The 18,930-nt window shown below is 71.3% G+C and carries 20 protein-coding genes and 1 pseudogene; 10 read left to right on the top strand and 11 right to left on the bottom strand.

Going from position 1 to position 18,930, the window contains the following annotated elements:
- Positions 1-22: 22 nt before the first annotated feature.
- From IF20_RS08155 to IF20_RS08135, 4 genes are all read right to left on the bottom strand, one after another.
- The gene (locus tag IF20_RS08155) at positions 23-913 is read right to left on the bottom strand and encodes a hypothetical protein (protein WP_052864317.1); all 891 of its coding nucleotides are present in this window, start codon (positions 911-913) and stop codon (positions 23-25) included.
- A 413-nt stretch (positions 914-1,326) separates the two neighbouring features.
- Entirely contained in the window at positions 1,327-1,884 is a 558-nt protein-coding gene (locus IF20_RS08150; RefSeq protein ID WP_052864316.1) for a GNAT family N-acetyltransferase, read from the bottom strand.
- A gap of 61 nt (positions 1,885-1,945) precedes the next feature.
- Complete coding sequence (locus IF20_RS08145; protein WP_052864315.1) at positions 1,946-2,428, bottom strand: hypothetical protein; 483 nt, start codon at positions 2,426-2,428, stop codon at positions 1,946-1,948.
- Positions 2,429-2,746: 318 nt separating this feature from the next.
- The gene (locus tag IF20_RS08135) at positions 2,747-3,037 is read right to left on the bottom strand and encodes a MarR family winged helix-turn-helix transcriptional regulator (protein WP_052864313.1); all 291 of its coding nucleotides are present in this window, start codon (positions 3,035-3,037) and stop codon (positions 2,747-2,749) included.
- Between IF20_RS08135 and IF20_RS08130 the strand changes: the two genes are divergently transcribed.
- Positions 3,036-3,284: a hypothetical protein gene (locus IF20_RS08130; RefSeq protein ID WP_052864312.1), complete on the top strand. Its 249-nt coding sequence runs from the start codon at positions 3,036-3,038 to the stop codon at positions 3,282-3,284. The two genes, IF20_RS08135 and IF20_RS08130, sit on opposite strands and share 2 nt — an antisense overlap.
- A gap of 94 nt (positions 3,285-3,378) precedes the next feature.
- Here the strand turns inward: IF20_RS08130 and IF20_RS08125 are convergent, their stop codons facing one another.
- On the bottom strand, positions 3,379-4,944 hold the full coding sequence (locus IF20_RS08125; RefSeq protein ID WP_052864311.1) for an SDR family oxidoreductase: 1,566 nt from the start codon (positions 4,942-4,944) through the stop codon (positions 3,379-3,381).
- A 195-nt stretch (positions 4,945-5,139) separates the two neighbouring features.
- Here IF20_RS08125 and IF20_RS08120 point away from each other — a divergent pair, with 195 nt between their 5' ends.
- Positions 5,140-5,667: a DUF402 domain-containing protein gene (locus tag IF20_RS08120; protein WP_052864310.1), complete on the top strand. Its 528-nt coding sequence runs from the start codon at positions 5,140-5,142 to the stop codon at positions 5,665-5,667.
- A 16-nt stretch (positions 5,668-5,683) separates the two neighbouring features.
- On the opposite strand, the gene IF20_RS08115 is transcribed toward IF20_RS08120, so the two are convergent.
- Both IF20_RS08115 and IF20_RS08110 read right to left on the bottom strand, forming a co-directional pair.
- Positions 5,684-6,865 (bottom strand): GDSL-type esterase/lipase family protein, encoded by a 1,182-nt coding sequence (locus tag IF20_RS08115; RefSeq protein ID WP_052864492.1) that lies wholly within the window; start codon positions 6,863-6,865, stop codon positions 5,684-5,686.
- 73 nt (positions 6,866-6,938) lie between these two features.
- Positions 6,939-7,508 (bottom strand): TetR/AcrR family transcriptional regulator, encoded by a 570-nt coding sequence (locus tag IF20_RS08110; RefSeq protein ID WP_052864309.1) that lies wholly within the window; start codon positions 7,506-7,508, stop codon positions 6,939-6,941.
- 187 nt (positions 7,509-7,695) lie between these two features.
- Here IF20_RS08110 and IF20_RS08105 point away from each other — a divergent pair, with 187 nt between their 5' ends.
- Positions 7,696-8,562: an AraC family transcriptional regulator gene (locus IF20_RS08105; RefSeq protein WP_052864308.1), complete on the top strand. Its 867-nt coding sequence runs from the start codon at positions 7,696-7,698 to the stop codon at positions 8,560-8,562.
- A gap of 125 nt (positions 8,563-8,687) precedes the next feature.
- On the opposite strand, the gene IF20_RS08100 is transcribed toward IF20_RS08105, so the two are convergent.
- Positions 8,688-9,563 (bottom strand): ANTAR domain-containing protein, encoded by an 876-nt coding sequence (locus IF20_RS08100; protein ID WP_110943953.1) that lies wholly within the window; start codon positions 9,561-9,563, stop codon positions 8,688-8,690.
- Positions 9,564-9,692: 129 nt separating this feature from the next.
- On the opposite strand from IF20_RS08100, the gene IF20_RS08095 reads away from it, so the two are divergent.
- Both IF20_RS08095 and IF20_RS08090 read left to right on the top strand, forming a co-directional pair.
- The gene (locus IF20_RS08095) at positions 9,693-10,043 is read left to right on the top strand and encodes a MarR family transcriptional regulator (RefSeq protein ID WP_052864307.1); all 351 of its coding nucleotides are present in this window, start codon (positions 9,693-9,695) and stop codon (positions 10,041-10,043) included.
- A 213-nt stretch (positions 10,044-10,256) separates the two neighbouring features.
- Positions 10,257-10,442 carry an antitoxin gene (locus IF20_RS08090; protein WP_052864306.1) on the top strand — a complete coding sequence of 62 codons (186 nt, stop codon included), beginning with the start codon at positions 10,257-10,259 and terminating at the stop codon, positions 10,440-10,442.
- A gap of 146 nt (positions 10,443-10,588) precedes the next feature.
- Here the strand turns inward: IF20_RS08090 and IF20_RS37510 are convergent, their stop codons facing one another.
- Positions 10,589-11,152 carry a DUF3574 domain-containing protein gene (locus IF20_RS37510; protein ID WP_407702467.1) on the bottom strand — a complete coding sequence of 188 codons (564 nt, stop codon included), beginning with the start codon at positions 11,150-11,152 and terminating at the stop codon, positions 10,589-10,591.
- Positions 11,153-11,501: 349 nt separating this feature from the next.
- Between IF20_RS37510 and IF20_RS08080 the strand changes: the two genes are divergently transcribed.
- On the top strand, positions 11,502-12,413 hold the full coding sequence (locus IF20_RS08080) for an LmeA family phospholipid-binding protein (RefSeq protein ID WP_234426567.1): 912 nt from the start codon (positions 11,502-11,504) through the stop codon (positions 12,411-12,413).
- 103 nt (positions 12,414-12,516) lie between these two features.
- Here the strand turns inward: IF20_RS08080 and IF20_RS08075 are convergent, their stop codons facing one another.
- A complete protein-coding gene (locus IF20_RS08075; protein WP_199896524.1) occupies positions 12,517-12,990 on the bottom strand; it encodes a MerR family transcriptional regulator in 474 nt (157 codons plus the stop codon).
- Between the two features lie 268 nt (positions 12,991-13,258).
- Between IF20_RS08075 and IF20_RS08070 the strand changes: the two genes are divergently transcribed.
- The 3 genes and pseudogenes from IF20_RS08070 to IF20_RS08060 all read left to right on the top strand — a co-directional run bounded on the left by IF20_RS08070 (position 13,259) and on the right by IF20_RS08060 (position 16,375).
- A complete protein-coding gene (locus tag IF20_RS08070) occupies positions 13,259-14,770 on the top strand; it encodes a SulP family inorganic anion transporter (protein WP_052864305.1) in 1,512 nt (503 codons plus the stop codon).
- A 515-nt stretch (positions 14,771-15,285) separates the two neighbouring features.
- The gene (locus tag IF20_RS37505) at positions 15,286-15,804 is read left to right on the top strand and encodes a hypothetical protein (protein ID WP_234426566.1); all 519 of its coding nucleotides are present in this window, start codon (positions 15,286-15,288) and stop codon (positions 15,802-15,804) included.
- 103 nt (positions 15,805-15,907) lie between these two features.
- Positions 15,908-16,375 (top strand): annotated as a pseudogene (locus IF20_RS08060) (hypothetical protein).
- A 249-nt stretch (positions 16,376-16,624) separates the two neighbouring features.
- Here IF20_RS08060 and IF20_RS08055 read toward each other — a convergent pair.
- Positions 16,625-17,719, bottom strand: coding sequence for a serine hydrolase domain-containing protein (locus tag IF20_RS08055; RefSeq protein ID WP_052864304.1), 1,095 nt, complete (start codon positions 17,717-17,719; stop codon positions 16,625-16,627).
- Between the two features lie 271 nt (positions 17,720-17,990).
- Between IF20_RS08055 and IF20_RS08050 the strand changes: the two genes are divergently transcribed.
- Entirely contained in the window at positions 17,991-18,647 is a 657-nt protein-coding gene (locus IF20_RS08050; protein WP_052864303.1) for a maleylpyruvate isomerase N-terminal domain-containing protein, read from the top strand.
- Positions 18,648-18,930: the final 283 nt, after the last annotated feature.

Raw genomic sequence — 18,930 nt, 5'->3', positions numbered from 1 at the left:
CGGGGCGGGGGAGCGACCGCACTCAGCCGGCGGTCGCCCGGTAGAGGCCACGACCGGCGCGCTGGGCGCGGGAGGTGGCGACCAGCCGGTCCAGGGTGCTGCGTACGGCGTTGACACCGGCCGGGGAGTCGGCACGGCCCACGGCCTGGGCGATGTCACGGGCCCGCACGGGAGTGGCACCGCTCTCGGCGAGGGCGCTGACGACCTGCTCGGTCAGCCCGCCGTTGTCCTTGGCGGAACCGGCCGCCGCCGTCTTCTTCGCCGCGACGGCGGGCTTGGCGACAGCGTCCTTGCCCTTGGCGTCCTTCGCCGTGGTGTCCTGGGCCTTGGCGTCCTTCGCCTTGGCGTCCGCGGTGGCGTCCTTCGTGTCCTTGACGGACTTGGCCGCCTTGGTGGACTTGGCGGCCTTCGCGGTGGTGCCGGCCTTGGCGGCCTCGGTCTTGCCGGCCGTGCTGCGCTTGCGGCCCTGCGCGGCGGCCGGAGCCTTCGCCGCCTTCTTGCGGCCGGTGCCGGCGGGCGCCTTACGGGCCTTGGGCACGGTGGTGGCCGGGGCCGTGGCCTTCTCCTCGGTCGCCGGCGCGGAAGCCGCCTTCTCCGCTGCGGTGTTCTCCGCGGTGGTGCCGGCCGGCGTTGCGTTCGCCGACTCGGCGGGCGCTGCGGTCTCCGCCTTCGGGGCCGCCGCCGGGGCGGGCACCGAAGCGGACGCGGCGGCGGTGGCGGACGCCGGCGCGACACCGTTGCCCGAGAGGGACTGGAGCGCCTGCAGGGCGGTACGCACCGAGTCCAACCGTGTGGTGACGGCGGCGAGTTCCTTCTCCAGCTTCTGCTGCTGGGCCTCCAGGCCGGGGAGTTCGGACTCCAGCAGAGCCGTTGTGTTCTCGATGCTGCCGGGCGTGCTGACGGTGGAAGTCATGATGCTGCCTTTCTGTTTCCGGCCACCATGGCTATTTCGCGATGGTGCTGCGAGCAGCCTACGGGGCTGTCGTGGTGTTGTGTGCCGCTGTGACGTTGTCGAGTTCCCGAGAGAGTACGCATCAATGCACCTGCGTGGGCACACTCGGTGCGCATCCGCCCCGAATCGGTGAACCGGAGACCGGGCGACCAAAGCGCGCGGGAAAGTGTGCGGTGCCAACGGCCTCGCCGCGGAAGCGACCCCCGCACCACCCGCATGCCGCCCCTGAAAACCCACCGCGAACAGGGACGGCAGCAGCGCGCCACCACGGTGTTGTCCGGGCCGGCCGACCAACGGGCCGGCCCGGGAGAACGGGCATCGAGCCCCTCGACACGGCACGGTGGCCGCGCTCAAGGACGGCAGAAAAGTGCCCTTCAGTGGCCGTTTGTCGCAGCACACCACTCGGGCGCCAACACCGACCACACCTCGGTGTCCTGCCGGGCGCCCCGGTAGGGGTGGTTCTCGCGCAGCACTCCGTCGCGGGTCATCCCGAGCCGCTTGGCCACGTTGATGCTCGGTGTGTTCTCGGCGGACACCTGCCACTCCACGCGGTGCATCCCTCGTTCGTGGACCGCCCAGTCGATGATGACGCGCACCGCACGGGTGACCAGGCCGCGCCCGGCGGCGGCCGGCTCCAGCCAGCAACCGGCCTCACAAGTGCCCTCGGCCGCATCGAAGACCCGGAAGAGCACACCGCCGACGAGGAGCCCGTCGAGCCAGATGCCGTACAGCCGGCCGGTGTCGGCCGCGGCCTTGTCGGCGTAGGACTGGAGCCAGCGCCGGGCGGAGTCGAGGTCGGTCGCGGCGTCGGGGAGCCCGACGTGCCGGCCGATGTAGTTGCGCCCGCGGTCCATGTGTGCGAGGAACTCCGCGGCCTGCCACGGCTCCAACGGCCGCAGCTCGGCCCCGTCACCCAGAGAAATCGCGAACATCTCATCCTCCACCCGACCACCAACGGTCCCCGAATCCTCGCACGACAACCACCGGACCGGCTCAGACGTCCCCCTGCGCCTTGCCGGCCGTTGCGTCCAACTGCGCGGCCAGGCGTTGTATCGCCGACCGGATGCCCCGTCCGTAGTCGTCGTCGTGGAGAGCGTCGACGTACTGCTGGGCCTGGGACAACTGGTCCCGCGCCCGGTCGTCGTCCCCGAGCTTGTGATGGTCGGCGGCGAGGTTCAGGTGCAGCGACGGATAGAATCCGCGTATCGCCAACGACGCGTGGTGCTGCTTCGCCCGGTCATCGGTCACCGAGCCTGCCGCCGCCAGTGCCCGCAGATCCCACTCCAGCTCCTCCCGCGGGTCTTCTTGCAGGTCGGCCATGTAGTGGGCGAGCACACAACGGTGGAAGGGATCACCGCCCGAGGCGATCTCGGCCCAGATGTCGGTGAACCGCTGTCGGGCGGCGTCGGTATTACCGGCGTGCTGCAGCCCGATGGCCTCTTCGATGCGCTTCATGGTCGCGTCTTCGGCGGTCATGGCTGTTTCCTCGGCGGTCACGGGAGCCTCCTGTCCCTACGTCTCAGCAGCAACGCGCGAAGCGTAGGGCGGCCCACTGACATCAGCTCTTCGAGCAACCGCGGCCACCGAGCCGTGCCGCTTCGCCCCCCTGGTCGAAGCAGCCGAAGCATTGGGCGGTGCTGAACGTGGTCCGGTTCTCGGCGGTGCTGCCGTGGGTGGTCCACCGGTGCGTGGGGTGGTCTCCGTAGCGGCCGAAGGCGCCGTCCCGGAACGTGGCCGGCGGCATCCGGACGAGCTCGTCCTGAACCGCGGCTGAGCGCTCCCTGGGCCTGCGGCTCAATGCTCCGCGACGAGCGTACGCAGCAGATCCCGCAATGCGTCCTGCCGGGAGTCGGCCAGTGACGTCAACGGTGAGTGCTCGCTGAGCCGTTGCAGGACCTCGTCGCGGTAGCGCAGGCCCTCCGGCGTGCGGACGATCTGTGTGGCGCGCCGGTCCGAGGGGTGCGGCTCACGCCGCAGCAGCCCCTGCCGCTCCAGCCGGTCGAGGACGCATTTGGGCCCGGTCGGAGAGCCAGCCGCCGAGAAAGTTCTCGTCGGGGCGCTGGCCTTCGCCATCATCCCGGGCATGCAGACCCGGGGCCTCGCCACGGCGACCTCGGCACCGACCCTCGCCATTGCGGTCAACGCCTCCGCGTTCCAGGTCGCCGCCGCGTTCGCCAGCTGGCTCGGCGGCCGGGTCATCAACACCGCTCCGGGCGGCCTGCACACGCTCCCCCTCGTCGGAGCGCTCCTCACCCTGACCGGCCTGGCCGTCGCCCTCCGCTCCCTCCGCTCCCTCCGCCGCAACCGCCGCAGGGAGCTGCTCCCCGCCTGACCGCGCGCCGGCGAACCCCACATCACCCTGCGGGCCCAGCAGCACTGGGCCCGCTCGGTGGATTCGTGACACCGCACTCGAATCATCGGGCTTGTCAGTGGGGCGGGTCCGGCCGGCGTTCGTGCGTGCGGCCTTTCTTGGGCGCGCTCATGCTCTTCGCGGCGGCCTGCGTGATGTTGCGTGCCATCCCGCCGAAGACAACGGCGTGGAAGGGGGCCACACTCCACCAGTAGGCGTGCCCGGACAGCCCGCGCGGGTGGAACAGGGCACGCTGCCGGTAGCGGGTACGGCCGTCCTCGTCGCGCTCGGCGTACATCTCCAGCCACGCCAGTCCCGGCAGGCGCATCTCGGCGCGGAGCCGCAGCAGATGACCGGGTTCGATCTCCTCCACCCGCCAGAAGTCGAGCGAGTCACCGATCCGCAGCCGTTCGGCGTCGCGGCGCCCGCGGCGCAGCCCGACACCGCCTACGAAGCGGTCCAGCCAGCCGCGCACCGCCCAGGCGAGCGGAAAGGAGTACCAGCCGTTGTCACCGCCGATGCCCTCGATCACCCGCCACAGGGCTTCGCGCGGAGCATCCACCGTGAGCTGCCGTTCGTCCTGGTACAGGCTGCCGCCCGCCCAGTCCGGGTCGGTGGGCAGCGGATCGCTCGGCGCACCGGGCACCGAGGCCGACGACCAGCGCGTGACGACAGCCGCCTCCCGCACCCGCCGCAGTGCGAGTGCCAGCGATTCATCGAACGGCAGGGGCGACGGCAGCGGCTGCCCGGCGCGGTCGGGCACGTACTGGGCGATGTCGTGCTCGCGGCAGACCACCTCGTGGCGCAACGATTCGGTGAGCGGCCGCGCGAGGGAGGCGGGTACGGGGGTCACGACGCCCACCCACAGGCTGGACAGCCGCGGTGTGAGCATCGGTACGGGCATGATCAGCCGGCGGCGCAGCCCGGCGACGGTGGCGTACCGGCGCATCATCTCGCGGTACGTGACGACGTCCGGGCCGCCGATGTCGAACGCACGGTTCACCTCGGCCGGCATCCGGGCCGAACCCACCAGATAGCGCAGCACGTCCCGGACGCCGATCGGCTGGATCCGGGTGCGCACCCAGCTCGGTGTGACCATGACCGGCAGCCGCTCGGTCAGGTAGCGCAGCATCTCGAAGGACGCGGATCCGGACCCGATGATCACCGCGGCGCGCAGCACCGTGGCGGGCACCGGTGCGTCGAGGAAGATGTGCCCCACCTGGGCGCGGGAGCGCAGGTGCCGGGAGAGCTCCTCCTCCGGGACGCCGCGCGGGGTCAGGCCGCCCAGGTAGACGATGCGCCGCACGCCCGCGGCACGGGCCTGTTCCGCGAAGGTCTCCGCCGCGCGGCGGTCCTTCTCCTCGAACTCGGCTCCGGTGCCGAGCGAGTGCACGAGGTAGTAGGCGACATCGATGCCGTCCATCGCCGCGGCGATCGAATCGGCGTCGGTGACATCGCCCTTGACCACCTCCGCCGAGTCCGCCCACGGGTGGTCGCGCAGCTTCTCCGGCGTGCGGGCCAGGCACCGTACCCGGTGGCCGGCCGCCAGCAGCTCGGGGACCAGCCGACCGCCGATGTACCCGGTGGCCCCGGTGACCAGGCAGTGCAATCCGTCGGTGTCCTGCGGTGCGCCCGTCTGCACGGCCGACTCCCTTCCACGTTCCGTCCGCCGCCCGGTTCCCCCGTCCTTCTCCCGCCCTCTCCCGCCCGATTATGGCGGCGGCGGGGTGGGACGAACTGTTTTGACGATCCTGCGCGTGGCGGTGGCGCGTGCCGTCCACGGAAGGAAGCATGGGCGCGGAAAGATCAGGAAGCGGAAGACCAGGGCAGGGGACGCATGGGCGGGGACGTGTTGGGTGACGGAAGGCTGCCGGTCGGTGGCGAGGTGCTGGTCGGTCTGCGGAAGGGGGAGCGGACCAAGGTGCGTTACCCGGCGGCCGTCCTGGGAGACGACGGCACCCATGTCGTCGTGCGGGCCCCCTGGGCGGGGGAGGGGGTGCGCGATTTCGGGTTCGTACGCTTCGAGCCGGGTGACGTGTTCACCGAGCACTACTGGCGCGATCGCTGGTACGCCGTCAAGGAGGTACGGAGCGCCGACGGCACGGTGAAGGGCTGGTACTGCGACGTCACCCGGCCCGCGGCCGTCGGGCCGGCCGGCATCGTGGTCGAGGATCTGGACCTCGACCTGTGGCTGTCGGCGGACGGCGCGACCGTACTGCGGCTGGACGAGGACGAGTTCGCGGCGAGCGGCATCGAGGAACGCGACCCGGCGGCTGCTGCCGCGGCCCGCCGCTCGCTGGACGAACTGGAGGCGCTGGCCCGGGCAGGGCACTTCCGGAAGCTGACCGGCGACGTGCCCCGGTGACGGTGGGACGGCGGCGTCAGTCGAGGGACCCGAACGCGCCGTCGGCGCCGAAGGCCAGCGCGGCGAAGCGTTCGCCGATGCGCCGGTGGGTGGCCGCGTCGGGGTGCAGCTGGTCGGGCAGCGGCAGTTCGGCGGCGTCCGCCTCGCCGTAGAGCTCGCGGCCGTCGAGGTAGTACAGGTGCGCGTCGTCGGCCGCGCGCTGCTTCACGATGCCGGCCAGTTCCTCCCGGATGACGTTGAGCGTCAGCTTGCCGGCGGACCGCTCGGCAGGGTCGCCCGTGGCCCGGAACCGGAGCTGCCCCGCGCTGAGGTTGCTGAAGTCCGGGGCGCTGGGGCCGGGCGTGTCCTCGTGGATCGGGCACAGGAGAGGCGACACGACCAGCAGCGGTGTGGTGGGGTGGCCTTCGCGGATGGTGTCGAGGAAGCCGTGCACCGCCGGGGCGAAGGCCCGCAGCCGCATCAGGTCGGCGTTCACCAGGTTGATGCCGAGCTTGACGCTGATCAGGTCGGCGGTGGTGTCCCGCATCGTGCGGGCGGTGAACGGATCGAGCAGGGCACTGCCGCCGAAGCCCAGATTGATCAGCTCCACGTCACCGAGGCGGGCGGCGAGCGCCGGCCAGGTGGTGGTGGGGCCGGCGGCGTCGGAACCGTGGCTGATCGAGCTGCCGTGGTGCAGCCACACCCGGCGGCCCCGGTCCGGTGCGGGTTCCAGGGGAGCGTCGGTGCGTAGGGCGATGAGCTCGGCGGACTCGTTGTGCGGCAGCCAGATCTCGATGTCCTTGTCGCCGCCGGGCAGGTCCGCGAAGCGGACGGTGCCGGGCTGACCGGGCCGGTGCTCGAAGGTGCCGGCCGTCATGTCGATGGTGAGGGTGTTGCCGCCCGCCACGCTGCCCGCACCGGCCGGGGTGCCGTCGACGAGCAGCTCGTACACGCCGTCCGGGCGGGGCGGGACGCCGACGTAGACGCGCTTGGTGGGGAGCGTGTCCAGCTCGATGGCGGTGGCCCGGGTGCGGAAGACCAGCCGTACGCCGGAGGGCTGGGCCTCGGCCATGGCCAGTTGTCCGTCGGCGCACTGGGCGCGGGCCCACGCCGGCAGCCGGTGCGGCAGCACGCCGTGGTCGGTGTGTTCCACCTCCACGGCGCCGCGCAGCAGGTCCTCGGTGACGGGCGTACTGAACCAGTTGTCCTGGGAGTGCATGGCGTGCATGGCCTCAACCTGTTGATCCGAGTGGGTGTGGTGGCGTGTGCGATGGCGGGGTGGGCCGGTGGGCTCAGGTCGCGGGCCAGTTCCGCAGGGTGGCGTCGAGGGCGTCCAGGATCCGCTCCCAGGTCTCCTGCGTGTCGGGCGCGCTGTGGTCGAAGCCGCCGCCCAGCTCCAGGCTGACGTAGCCGTGGAAGACGCTGCCCAGCAGCCGGACCGCATGCGTCTGGTCGGGCTCCGTCAGGTCGTAGCCGCGCAGGATCGCCCGCGTCATCCGGGCGTGCCGTACGCCGGCACTGGCAGCGGCCGTCGCCGGTTCGAGCCGCAGCTGTGCCGCGGCGTAGCGGCCGGGGTGCTCGCGGGCGTAGTCGCGGTAGACGTTCGCCAACGCGGTCAGCGCGTCCTTGCCGGCCCGCCCCGCCAGCGCGTCGGCGGCCCGGTCGGCGAGCTCTTCCAGGGCGAGCAACGCGATCCTGGTCTTGAGGTCGTGGGAGCTCTTCACGTGCGAGTACAGGCTCGCGACCTTCACGTCGAACCGCCTGGCGAGCGCCGAGACGGTCACCTGGTCGAACCCGACCTCGTCGGCCAGCTCCGCCCCGGCTCGCGCGAGGCGCTCCGCGGTCAATCCGGCCCGCACCATGGCCCTCCCTTCCATCGTCCTAATGCATTATGCGACTGCCTAATAGTATTAGGCAAATCCCTATTCACGTCAGGCTGTGCGGGGCGTACGTCCGGGCCTCCCGCACCCGACCGGACCGGGCATGAGATGTCGGGTGCGGCAGTATGCGGCCTTCCTGACGTGGTGGGCGCAAGGGAAGGAGACCGCAGTGCTGGAGCGGCTGAACGAGGCGCTGGAACACATCGAGTCGCATCTCGACCGGCAGATCGAGGTGACCGAGCTGGCCCGGATCGCGGTGACGTCGGAGTACCACTTCCGCCGGCTGTTCTCGGCGCTGGCCGGGATCTCGTTGTCGGAGTACGTCCGGCGCAGACGGCTCACCGTCGCGGGCGCCGAGGTGCTCGCCGGCGAGCGGACGCTGCTGGAGATCGCGATGCGGTACGGCTACGGCTCGGGGGAGGCGTTCGCGCGCGCGTTCCGGGCCATGCACGGGGTGGGACCGGGCGAGGCCCGGCGGACCGGCGCAACGCTGCGCTCCCAACCGCGGATGTCCTTCCGCCTCATCGTCGAAGGGAGTAGCAGCATGCGATACCGGGTCGTGGAGAAGGAGCAGTTCCGCATCGTCGGCAAGAAGGCCCGCGTCCCGCTGGTCCACGTCGGGGTGAACCCGGCGATCGCGGAGTTCATCCGCGGCATCGACCAGGAGACGCTGCGGCGCATCACCGCACTGTCGGACCAGCAGCCGGAGGGGATCGTCGCGGTCAGCGACGACCTCGACCCGAGCCGCGCGGAGGGTACCGAACTCGACTACTACCACGGCGTGGTGACAGGGGCGGCCGCACCGGCGGACCTGGACGCACGCACCGTTCCGGCCGGGACGTGGGCCGTCTTCGAGAACTCCGGGCCGTTCCCGCAGGCGCTGCAGTTGCTGTGGCGGGACGTGTTCACGCAGTGGTTCCCGTCCAACCCGTACCAGAGCAGGCCGGGCCCCGAAATCCTGCGTACCCGGCTGTCGCAGGACGCGGCCCACGCGGACGCGGAGTTGTGGATCCCCGTGGAGCGCACCGCGGCCTGAGCGCAGGGGCGGGGCGGCGGGTGCCACCGCGCGCTGTCCCGCCCCGTCCGACGGATGCGACCTCCGACGGAGCTCTCCCTCGCCCTGCGCGAGCGGACCGGCGGCACCGGCCCGAACGAGAGCCCCTAGCCCTCGGGCAGGGAGTCGGGCTCCGCGCACTCGGCGGGCGCCGCCGGTGGGGGCGACGGTGTGGCGTTCGCCTTGGCGACGGCGGCCGCGAGGTGTTCCCGTACCGACTCGGGCAGGTCGGTGCCCTGGATGGTGCCCACCAGGCCCTCGGCCAGGCGGTGCAGCTTGGTGTTGCTGTTCTGCGAGGCGGTGACCAGTACGTCCCACGCCGCCTCGGGGTTGAGGCGGAAGGAGGCCATCAGGATGCCCCGGGCCAGGTCGATGGTCGGTCGGGTCTGCATCGCCCGCCGCAGTTGAGCGACCAGGGTGCGCAGCTCCTGAGCAGTGGTGTGCTGCTGATCAGCGGTGTGCTGCGGGTTCGCGGCGTGGTCGGCGCACTGTGTCATGTTCTTGTCGTTCGGTGTCGAGGGCGTGGGGGGTGTCGAGGGCGAAGTGGGTGCCGAGAGCGTAGGGGGTGTATGGAGTGTTCGGGATGTCGGGGGTGTGAAGTGGTTCCGGGAGCCGGCGAGGTCGAGCACTCGGTCGAGCGCGCGGCTGCCGGCACCGATGACGACCGTCTTCCCGTCGTCCAGGGCCCGTTCGCGCACGGCGAGCAGGAGGTTGAGGCCGGCGCAGTCGCAGAACCCCACCCCGGAGAGGTCCAGGTCGAGCCCCCTGACGGAGCGGCTCAGGGCCTGGCTCAGGTCGGCCTGGAGCTGCCGGCAGGAGTCGAGGTCGAGCTCGCCCCGTACCGTCACGAGCATCCGGTCACCGGCGGGCGCGGCGTCGGCCGTCGCCGCGGGCCGCGAAGTTTCCGCAGGTACGTGACGACCGTGCGCGCTGCCGGTGTTCTCCCCGGTGAGGGGCTGCTCAGAGTACGCAGGCTCCGGCATGGCCTCTCTCCCTCATCTGCGCCCAACGCCGCCCCCAGGCTGCCCTCCGCGGCATATGTACGTCAACTAATACCGGAAATAGAGTACGTGCTTTTGAATGCGCGTATACCTAGTCGCTAGGGTTGGGGCATGGATGGAGTGCCCGAGCCACACACTGGATGGACGTTTCTCACCAACCATGCGCGGGTGCTGGCAGCCATCGCCGACGATCACAACGCTCGCATCCGTGACATTGCGGCCCACTGCCGGCTCACCGAACGCGCCGTCCAGAAGATCATTGCCGACCTGGAGCAGGACGGCTATCTCTCCCACACCCGGGAGGGACGCGCCAACACGTACCGGATCGACCCCAGCAAGGTACTTCGCCACCCGGCCGAATCCGGACTCACGGTGGCCGCACTGCTCTCCCTGCTCGTCCAGGACGAAGCCGACCGCTCCACGTCTCCCGACGGCAGCGACCGGCGTCACGCCACGGCCTGAGCGAAGCGAGCACGGCCCCGCGCACACCGATGCGTCCTGTGCGCCTCTCGTCCCGCAGGGGCTCGTCACGTCTCGTCCCGCAGGGCTCTCGTCCCGCAGGGCCCCGGGCGGCTCACGCCTGCCGTTGACCCGCAGGTCAAGGCCACAAGATGCGGCCCCCGTGATGGTCCAGGACCCTGGAAGGGACCGGACGACCACCGAAGGAGAGCCACGATGTCGGTGCTGGACAAGCTCAAGCAGATGCTGAAGGGCCACGAGGACCAATCCGGACGGGGTGTCGACAAAGCCGGTGACTTCGTCGACGAGAAGACCCAGGGCAAATACAGCAGCCAGGTCGACACCGCCCAGGACAAGCTGAGGGACCAACTGGGCAGGGACCAGGACCGCCCGCCGCAGTAGCGTTGCGGTAGCGTCTCCGGCCCGGCACCCGCCGTGCGCGTCCGCACACGAACGGCGGATGCCGGGCCCGGCCGCGCGGGGCCAGGAGCCGGCACTGTTCGGCCCGCGCCGCGTTCCCTCAGGTCAGAAGTCTGCGTTCCCTCAGGTCAGAAGTCGACGCGCGTACGGTCGTCGACGCGCGCCACCGACTCCTGAGCGAACTTCTTCTCGTACGCGGACCGGATCTCCTCGATCTTGCGGCCGCTGGGCTCCGCCTGCCCGGTGGGGTAGAAGAGGATCAGCTCGTACGAGCGCTCACGCTCGATGGCCCCATGGCGGTCCCGGTACTGCCCCTGCGCCTGCTGGACGGTCAGCCCGTCCGGGAAGCGGGGCGTGACGAACTCGTCGACGAAGTCCCGGAACTGCTTGTGGGTGACGGGTGGGCTGCCGTCCGGATGGGCGGTACCGAAGAAGAGGCTGGTCTCGATGTACGGGCGGCCGCCCGCCGGTTCGCCGCCTGCCGTGTCACCCCCCGCCGTATCACCTCCCGCCGTGTCGCCGCCTGTTGGCGCGTGCCCCGGCAGCAGGCCGCCGCCCTCCGACCGGGCGGCGGACGTGTGCGCGGCCGGGGGAGCGGAGGTGACCGCGGCGGAGGCGGTCGCGGCGGTACCGAGCAGGACGGTGGACGCGGCCAGGGCCGCGAGACGCAGACGGGGCTGGGACATCGACACCAACGGGTTTCCTCTCCTCGGGGGCTCGGTCGACCAACGACCGCAGGCGCCGGTGGATACGCTCGGCGCGCCCGGGCAGCCGCGCCCGTCGCATTGTGCTCGTCCCACCGTGCCCTGGCACCAGGGTGCTTGGACGAACACCCCCGCCCTGTGATCGCATGTGGCGGTGACCTCGAACGGACCTCCCGAACGCACGACACCGGAGACACGAGCAGCGACACCTGCAGGACCTGCGGGGCCTGTCGGGCCTGTAGGCCCTGCAGGGCCGGAGCCTTTGGAGACACGTAGTGAGATATCCGTAGGGACACCTCCGTCCGATGGGGGCCGGCGACCCCGCCGGCGTCGCATCGTGCGGAGGACCGCGAAGACAGCCGTCGCGTTGGGCGTCGTGCTCGCGTTCCTGGCCCTCGGGGACCGCTGGGCCGTGCTCTACGCGGAGAACCTGGCGGCGCAGAAGGTGCAGGATGCCTTGAAGCTACGCGCCGAACCCGAGGTGCACATCGACAGCTTTCCGTTCCTCGGCCAGCTCGCCGCCGGCCACCTCGATCACGTCGAGGTCAACGTGCCCGACGTACCCGCCGGACGGGTCTCCGTCGCGCAGGTGAAGGGGACGGTCGACGACATACGGATCGTCGGCAGCCTCCCGACGTCGGTCAAGGGCGCGGTCCTCAGTCGGGTGCGCGGGGATGTGTTCCTCGACTTCGACGACCTGAACCGCGAAGTCGGGGCCTCGCAGGTCCGTCTGGTCCCCGGCCGCCAGAAGAACAGCGTGCTGGTCAAGGGCGATCTGCCGGTGGCCGGCAAGCAGGCGGAGATCCGGGCGCGGGCGCATCTGCGGCGTACCGGGGACCACGGCCTGGCCCTGACCGTGGCGGGCGCGCGGGTCGTGGTGCCCGGGCTGCTCACGTACACCCCCGGCGAGGGCGGCGGCCTGCAGCTGGCCACCCCCGCCGCCGGCAAGGTGGACGAGCGCGACCTCCAGCAGGCGACCGGGCGGCGCCTCCTCCCGGGCCAGTTGATGAAGGGACACGCGCTGGACGCCCTTGCCGAACATCCCTCCGTGCTTGAGCCCACCGGCATCGATCCGTCGTTCATCCGCGGCCTGCAGAAGGTCCGGGAACCGAAGGCCGCCAAGGACATGGAGTTCTCGGCCCGACTGCCGGACGACCTGCCGGGCGACCTCCGGCTGCGCGGGATCTCCGTCACGAAGGACGGCATACGGGCGAAGCTCACCGGTGCGGACGTGCCACTGGGTACGTGACGGCGCACGCGGCGGCGTACGCGACGAGGTACGCGACGGGCATGTGGACCCCCTACGGCGCGAACGCGAGGGCTGCGGGCGCGCACGTCAGGGCGGGAAGCCGTCAGGAGGATACGCCCGGCGGGTCCTGGTCGAGGCGGGCGCGCAGGGTGGCGGCGAAGTCCTCGGCCCGGGCCAGCTGGACGCGGAGCTTCTCCACCTGCTCGGCAGCGGCCCGCTCGTAGCCGCGTACGCGGTCCAGAAGGGCTTCGCGTTCGTCGGCGTTCAGGCTGCCGTCGCCGTCGCCGTCGCCGTCCGCGGCCCCGCCTCCGCCCCCGCTCCCGTCACGGCGTGCGTCGGCGTCGAGACGGTCGGTGGCCTGCAGCAGGTCGCGCATCTGCTCCAGGGTGAAGCCGAGCGGTTTCATCCGGCGGATGACCATGAGGCGGGCCACGTCCGTCTCGGTGTAGAGGCGGAAACCGCCCTGGGAGCGGGCGGAGGGGACGACCAGACCGGTCTCCTCGTAGTGCCGGATCGTGCGCAGCGACAGTTCGGTGCGCGCGGCGACCTCGCCGATCTGCATGAGCTTGCCGTCCACACGCGTTCCCTTCAGTCTCCGAACCGATCTTTACCCTAACGTTCTCTACCCTAACGTTAGGGTAGAGTTGTTCGCGGAGGGCGGTGAGTGCTGCCGCTCTCCGTTGTCGTGTCGGGGCCGATGCCGCCCCGGAAAGACCGATTCTTTCGCCATGACGCCGCGCCCCGGGACGTGAGCGCAGCCGCGAGCACGGCCGGGCCCGCTCCGTCCCTCCCGGCCCCTTCCGGCTCGCCGAGCGGCGTGCCCGAACATGACAGGTACCGCGTTGTTGTCTTCGTTGTCTTCACTCGCTGCCGCCCGTGGGCGGCTGCAGGCAGCCGGCCGCCCCGCCTGGCTGGCCTCGCCCAAGGTCTTCCGTACCGAGGTGCTGGCCGGACTGGTTGTCGGCCTGGCGCTGATTCCGGAGGCGATCTCCTTCTCGGTGATCGCCGGGGTGGCCCCCGAGGTGGGGCTGTTCGCGGCCTGCACCATGGCGATGGTGATCGCCTTCGTCGGCGGCCGGCCCGCGATGATCTCCGCCTCCACCGGCGCCGTCGCCCTGGTGGTGGCCCCGGTCGCCCGCGAGTACGGCCTCGGCCACCTGATCGCGACCGTCATCCTGGCCGGCGTCTTCCAGATCGTTCTCGGTGTGCTGGGCGTCGCCAAGCTGATGCGATTCGTACCGCGCTCGGTGATGGTCGGCTTCGTCAACGCGCTGGGCATCCTGCTGTTCACCGCCCAGATACCGAACCTGCGCGACGTGCCGTGGGCGGTCTACCCGCTGGTGGTGGCCGGCCTGCTCCTGATGGTGTTCTTTCCGCGGATCACCAAGGCCGTGCCCGCGCCGCTCGTCTCCATCGTCATCCTGACGGTCATCACCGTGGCGGCCGGCATCGCCGTCCCGACCGTGGGTGACAAGGGCAAACTGCCGTCCTCCCTGCCGGTGCCGGGCCTGCCGGACGTACCGTTCGGCCTGCACACCCTGACCGTCATCGCGCCGTACGCACTGGCGATGGCGCTCGTCGGGCTCATGGAATCGCTGATGACGGCGAAGCTGGTGGACGAGCTCACCGACACCCGCTCCAACAAGACCCGCGAGTCCATCGGCCAGGGCATCGCCAACATCGTCACCGGGCTGTTCGGCGGCATGGGCGGCTGCGCGATGATCGGCCAGACGATGATCAACGTCAAGAACGGTGCGCGGACCCGGCTCTCCACCTTCCTCGCCGGCTTCTTCCTGCTGATCCTCTGCATCGTCCTCGGGCCCGTCGTCTCCGAGATCCCCATGGCCGCGCTGGTCGCCGTGATGGTCCTGGTCTCCGTCGGCACGTTCGACTGGCACTCCATCAAGCCCGCCACGCTCAGGCGCATGCCGGTCGGCGAGACCACCGTCATGGTCATCACGGTCGTCATCGTGGTGGCCACCAGCAACCTCTCCATCGGAGTCGTCGTCGGCTCGATCACCGCGATGGTCGTCTTCGCCAAGCGGGTGGCCCACCTCGCCGAGGTCACCGCCGTGACCGACCCCGACGGCAGCACCGCCGTCTACCGGGTCACCGGCGAGCTGTTCTTCGCCTCGTCCAACGACCTCGTCGGGCAGTTCGACTACGCCGGTGACCCGGACCGGGTCGTCATCGACCTGTCCGCCGCGCACGTCTGGGACGCCTCGTCCGTCGCCGCGTTGGACGCGATCGAGACCAAGTACGCCCAGCGCGGCAAGACCGTCGAGATCACCGGCCTGAACGACTCCAGCGCGCATCTCCACGGCCGACTCAGCGGCGAACTCACCGGGAGCCACTGACCGCGCCGGCCGGGCGCCCGCCCGAGGCCCCGCAAGGAGGCCGTGCCAAGGAGGCCGTGCCAAGCGGGCTGTGCCAAGGGGGAGTGCCAAGGGGGAGTGCTCGGCGAACGCGCTCGTACCGGAGACCCGGACCGGGCGGTGTGCGGGCTGACGCGCGGCAGGACCCCCGGGCCCCGCTCGGGACTGTCCGGTCCGGGACCGTCCGCTGCTCGGTACCGTCTGAGAGGCATGCGCGGTGGAGCGGATAACGACACGCACCCATAAGCAAGTTGGGTGAGCGATCAACACCTGGTTGAATGGGTACGTGATCATGAGTTCCTGTCCTCGGAAAGGCGCGCCCTGATGTCTCCCGTCCCCGCCCGGGTACCGGCCGGCGAACTCATGCTCACGTGTGGTCGGGCGACACCTGCCCGGCCTGTCATATCAGCGATATCCGGCGGCAGGCCGCTGTCGATGCGGCCCGCGCCGGCCGGACGACTCGGTGTTCCGCGCACTGCGGTCACGGGAGGGTGATCATGTTCCAGACCCGGCACCAGTCTCCGTACCAGCCCCCGTCCCCGCGTCCCGCCCGATCCGCGTCCCGAGCGGCCGCTCGCCCGTACTCCCGTCCCGTCTCGCGTGCCCGCTCCGCCGCCCCGGCCGACCGCGCCGCGTCCCCTGCCACCGCTCCCGCCACCGCCGATGTCCTCCGCACCATTCGCGACTCCCGCACCCCGGTGTTCGTCACAGTGCGGGCCGGTGGGCGACGCCGGTACGGCTACTGGCAGCCGTACGACTCCCGTACCAACAAGGGAGGCTGCTACGTGGCCCTGCCGACCGCCGTCTGCGACGAGCTGTACTCCGCAGGCCGGCTGACCCTGGGCGAGCCGCTGGAGGACCCGACCAAGACGACGTACCGGGTCCTGCCCACCAGCGCCCCGACGGAACCCGCCCGGATCGCGGCCGCCCCGGCACGTCTGCCGGCCACCCCCACGCGCGCGGTGTCCCGGACTCCGGCACCGGCCCACGCCCGGGACCAGCGACTCGCCGCCTGAACGGGTAACAGGTAACGGGTAACGGGTCCCGGCCGAAGCGTAGGTCGCATGCAGGACGGGGGCGGCTTGCCTCGCGGCGGTGTTCCTGTGATCGACTGGCGGCGTGGAAGCCATCTGGACGAGTGTCGTCGCGGTTGTGGGTACGTTGCTGGGGTCCGTCATCACGCATGCGTTCCAGCGGCAAGCCTCCCGGCGCAGTGAGGCGTTCGCCCGGTCCGAGGCACTGCGGCAGGAGCGCATGGCCACCTACAGCGCGTTCGCCGAGGCGGCCGAGCAGTACCGCCACGGCCAGGCGGATCGCTGGTACCGCAAGAAAGCGGAGCCGGAGGGGGAGGCGTTCCTCGTGGCGCGGGATGAGGCGCACCGCCTCAGAACCGTGGCTCGGTAAGCGCTCTACCGGGTCAAACTGCTCACCGATGACGGAGAGGTGGTACGCGCCGCCGAGCGGGCCTACGAGTGCACGCGCGAGGTGTCCAACGCGCGGGACCAGGCGGACCGGAACAGCCGCGACGCCGAGGCCAAGCAGGCGATCGAGGGATTTGTGGCTCGTGCCGCGCCGCTGGTGCGTTGAATCGGGCTCGGACAGGGGGCCGTCAGTGAGTAGCCCGGTGTGTCGCGTGGTCATGAAGCGGTGGGCAACCGCGGTGGGCACCGTGCCCTCAGCCGTGACGCCGACCGCCGCGCCGGTCGCGAGCTTGGTCAGCCACTCGCCCCCGGACGGTCACCGTGCGGGGATGCCCCACCGGCACGGCGGCCATCCGGCGTTCGCGGATCAGCGCGCGACGCCGGATCGTCGGCCGGCTTCTCTCCGGCTCCGCTGTCAGCTTTCGTCGAGCTCGGCGAGCAGGGTGTAGGTCAGCTCGTCGATGGGGCGGTTCCCACCGGGCGCCGGCTCGCTGAAGGTGTTCGTCATCATCACCACCGCCGTCCCGCTCCGCCTGCTGAACGCGGCACACGTACTGAACCCGCCCGTGCCACCGTTGTGCCAGGTCATGGTCCGGCCGTTGGCCAGCGGGCTGAGGTGCCAGCCGAGCCCGAGCCGAAGGTCCGCGCTCGCGGTGAAGTGGGGACGCTGGGTCAGCTCGATCGCGGCCGGGAACGGCGAACGCTCGGGCCGCAGTTGGGCGCGGAGAAAACGGATCATGTCGTCGGCGGTGCTGTAGAGCGAAGTGCCCGCACCGCTGAGTACGTGATCGTGCCAGTCCGGGACGGGTTCGCCCGCGAGATGGCCCACGGCCTTGCGCGCGGCCATGTCCGGCCGCAGCGTCGTCGTCGTGTCCGGCAGGCGCAGCGGCTCGGTGACCCGGCGCCGCAGCATCGCGTCCACGTCGTCGAAGGCGAGGGCCTGGCCGAGCAGCCCGAAGCCGTAGTTCGCGTAGGCGTACTCGGTGCCCGGTTCGGTCAGCAGGGTCGTCTCGGCCAGCCCGGCGGCCAGGTCGTCCAGTGTGTAATGCGCGTACGGATCGTACGGATCCGCCCCCGTCAGAAGATTCGGCGGGAGCGAGGGCAGGCCGGAGGCGTGGGTCGCCAGGTCGACCAGGGTGATCCGCCGATTCCCCTTGCGCGGCACGGGGAATCCAGGGGGCAGCGTGAGCGGCGCGTCGAGGCGGGTCCTGCTCGCGCTCACGGCGCGCGCGAGAGCCGTCGCGGTGAGCGTCTTGCCGATCGAACCGAGCTGGAACACCGTTCTGCGGTGCGGTACCGGGCCGCCGCCCTTCCGGGACGCGCCCGCCACGTACTCGTCCTTGCCGCGGATGACACCGCACACCACGCTCGGGCAGTCCTGGGCCAGCGCCCGATCCAGGTAACGCCGCACCCGCGTGGCCACATCCTCCTCGGCCGCCACGGCGGTGCCGGACAACAGCGACACACCGGCCGCTGCCGCCGCCACGCCCAGAAGCTTCCTTCGGTTCATGAACTCCCCCTCCGTTGACGGCAACTCCCGGTGCCCGGGCCCCTGTTGTGCTGTGTGGTTCCCGCGGCCCGTCGAGAGCCCCGAACGCATCGTTCCGAGACGTGGCTCGATATTACGTTATTCCGAAGCTGAATTACGCAATTACAGAGAACCGTAGCTCCGTCGGTCGGCCCTCGGGGGAACCGTTCCCCTCGGCCGCCCCACCCGAAGGGGCCGGCCGCCTGCCCCGAATTCGCTTGTCCGCCGCTCCGGTCCGGCATACCGTGCCGCAGTGGATCTCTTCTCACGCTCGTGGACGGCGCTGCTCACCGCTGTCGCCGACACTTCGGACGAGGACTTCGAGCGGCCGTCCGGCTGTACCGGCTGGCTCGTACGGGACCTGGTGTGCCACCTGGTCATCGACGCCCAGGACGTACTGATCACCCTGGTCACGCCGGCCGACACCGAACCGACCGTGGACGCGGCCACCTACTGGGACCTCGCCGACGCCCCGCCGACCGGCGAGGACCCGCTCGACGCGCTGATCCCCCGGCTGGCCGCGGCCTACGGCGAGCCGCGGTGGCTCAAGTTCCACCTCGACGACGTCGGTTCCGCCGCCGGCCGCGCCGCCGGGCTCGCCGATCCGGCCGCCCGCGTCAGCACGCAGGACAAGGTGCTGACCGTAGCCGACTACCTGTCCGCCTACGTTCTCGAAGCGACCCTGCACCACCTCGACCTGATCGCCCACCTGCCCGCCGTCGCCGGGCCGCCCGCCGAGACCCTCGCCGCAGCACGCACCGCCCTGGAGCGGATCGCCGGGGCCGAGTTTCCCGCCTCGCTGGCCGATACGGATGCACTGCTGATCGGCGCCGGCCGCCGCACACCGACCGCAGCGGAGACGGCCGCACTGGGCGACATGGCCGCGAAGCTCCCGCTCATCCTCGGCTGACGGCCGCTCCGCGCAGGCGGTGGCCCGTGGCCGTCCGTGGCGGTCCGTGGCGGTTCGTGGCGGTCCGTGGCGGCACACCGGCCGTACGGGCAGGAGCCCTCACCCGCGCGGCACACCGGCCGTACGAGCAAAAGCCCTCCGCACCCGCGCGGCACGCCGCTGCGGACCGCGGCCGCCGAGCAGGGCGTGGTTGCGCCCTCGCCGACGGCTGAACCCCCGGGCGAGGGGCACGCCTTCGAGGAGGGCGACCTGCCCCGCGCCTGTGGCGCGTCACCCAGCCACT

This window comes from Streptomyces niger, assembly GCF_000718305.1.
In the GTDB taxonomy this organism is placed as follows: domain Bacteria; phylum Actinomycetota; class Actinomycetes; order Streptomycetales; family Streptomycetaceae; genus Streptomyces; species Streptomyces niger.
Note: the sequence above shows the minus strand (reverse complement) of the source record. Positions and strands in the feature narration are given on the sequence as shown.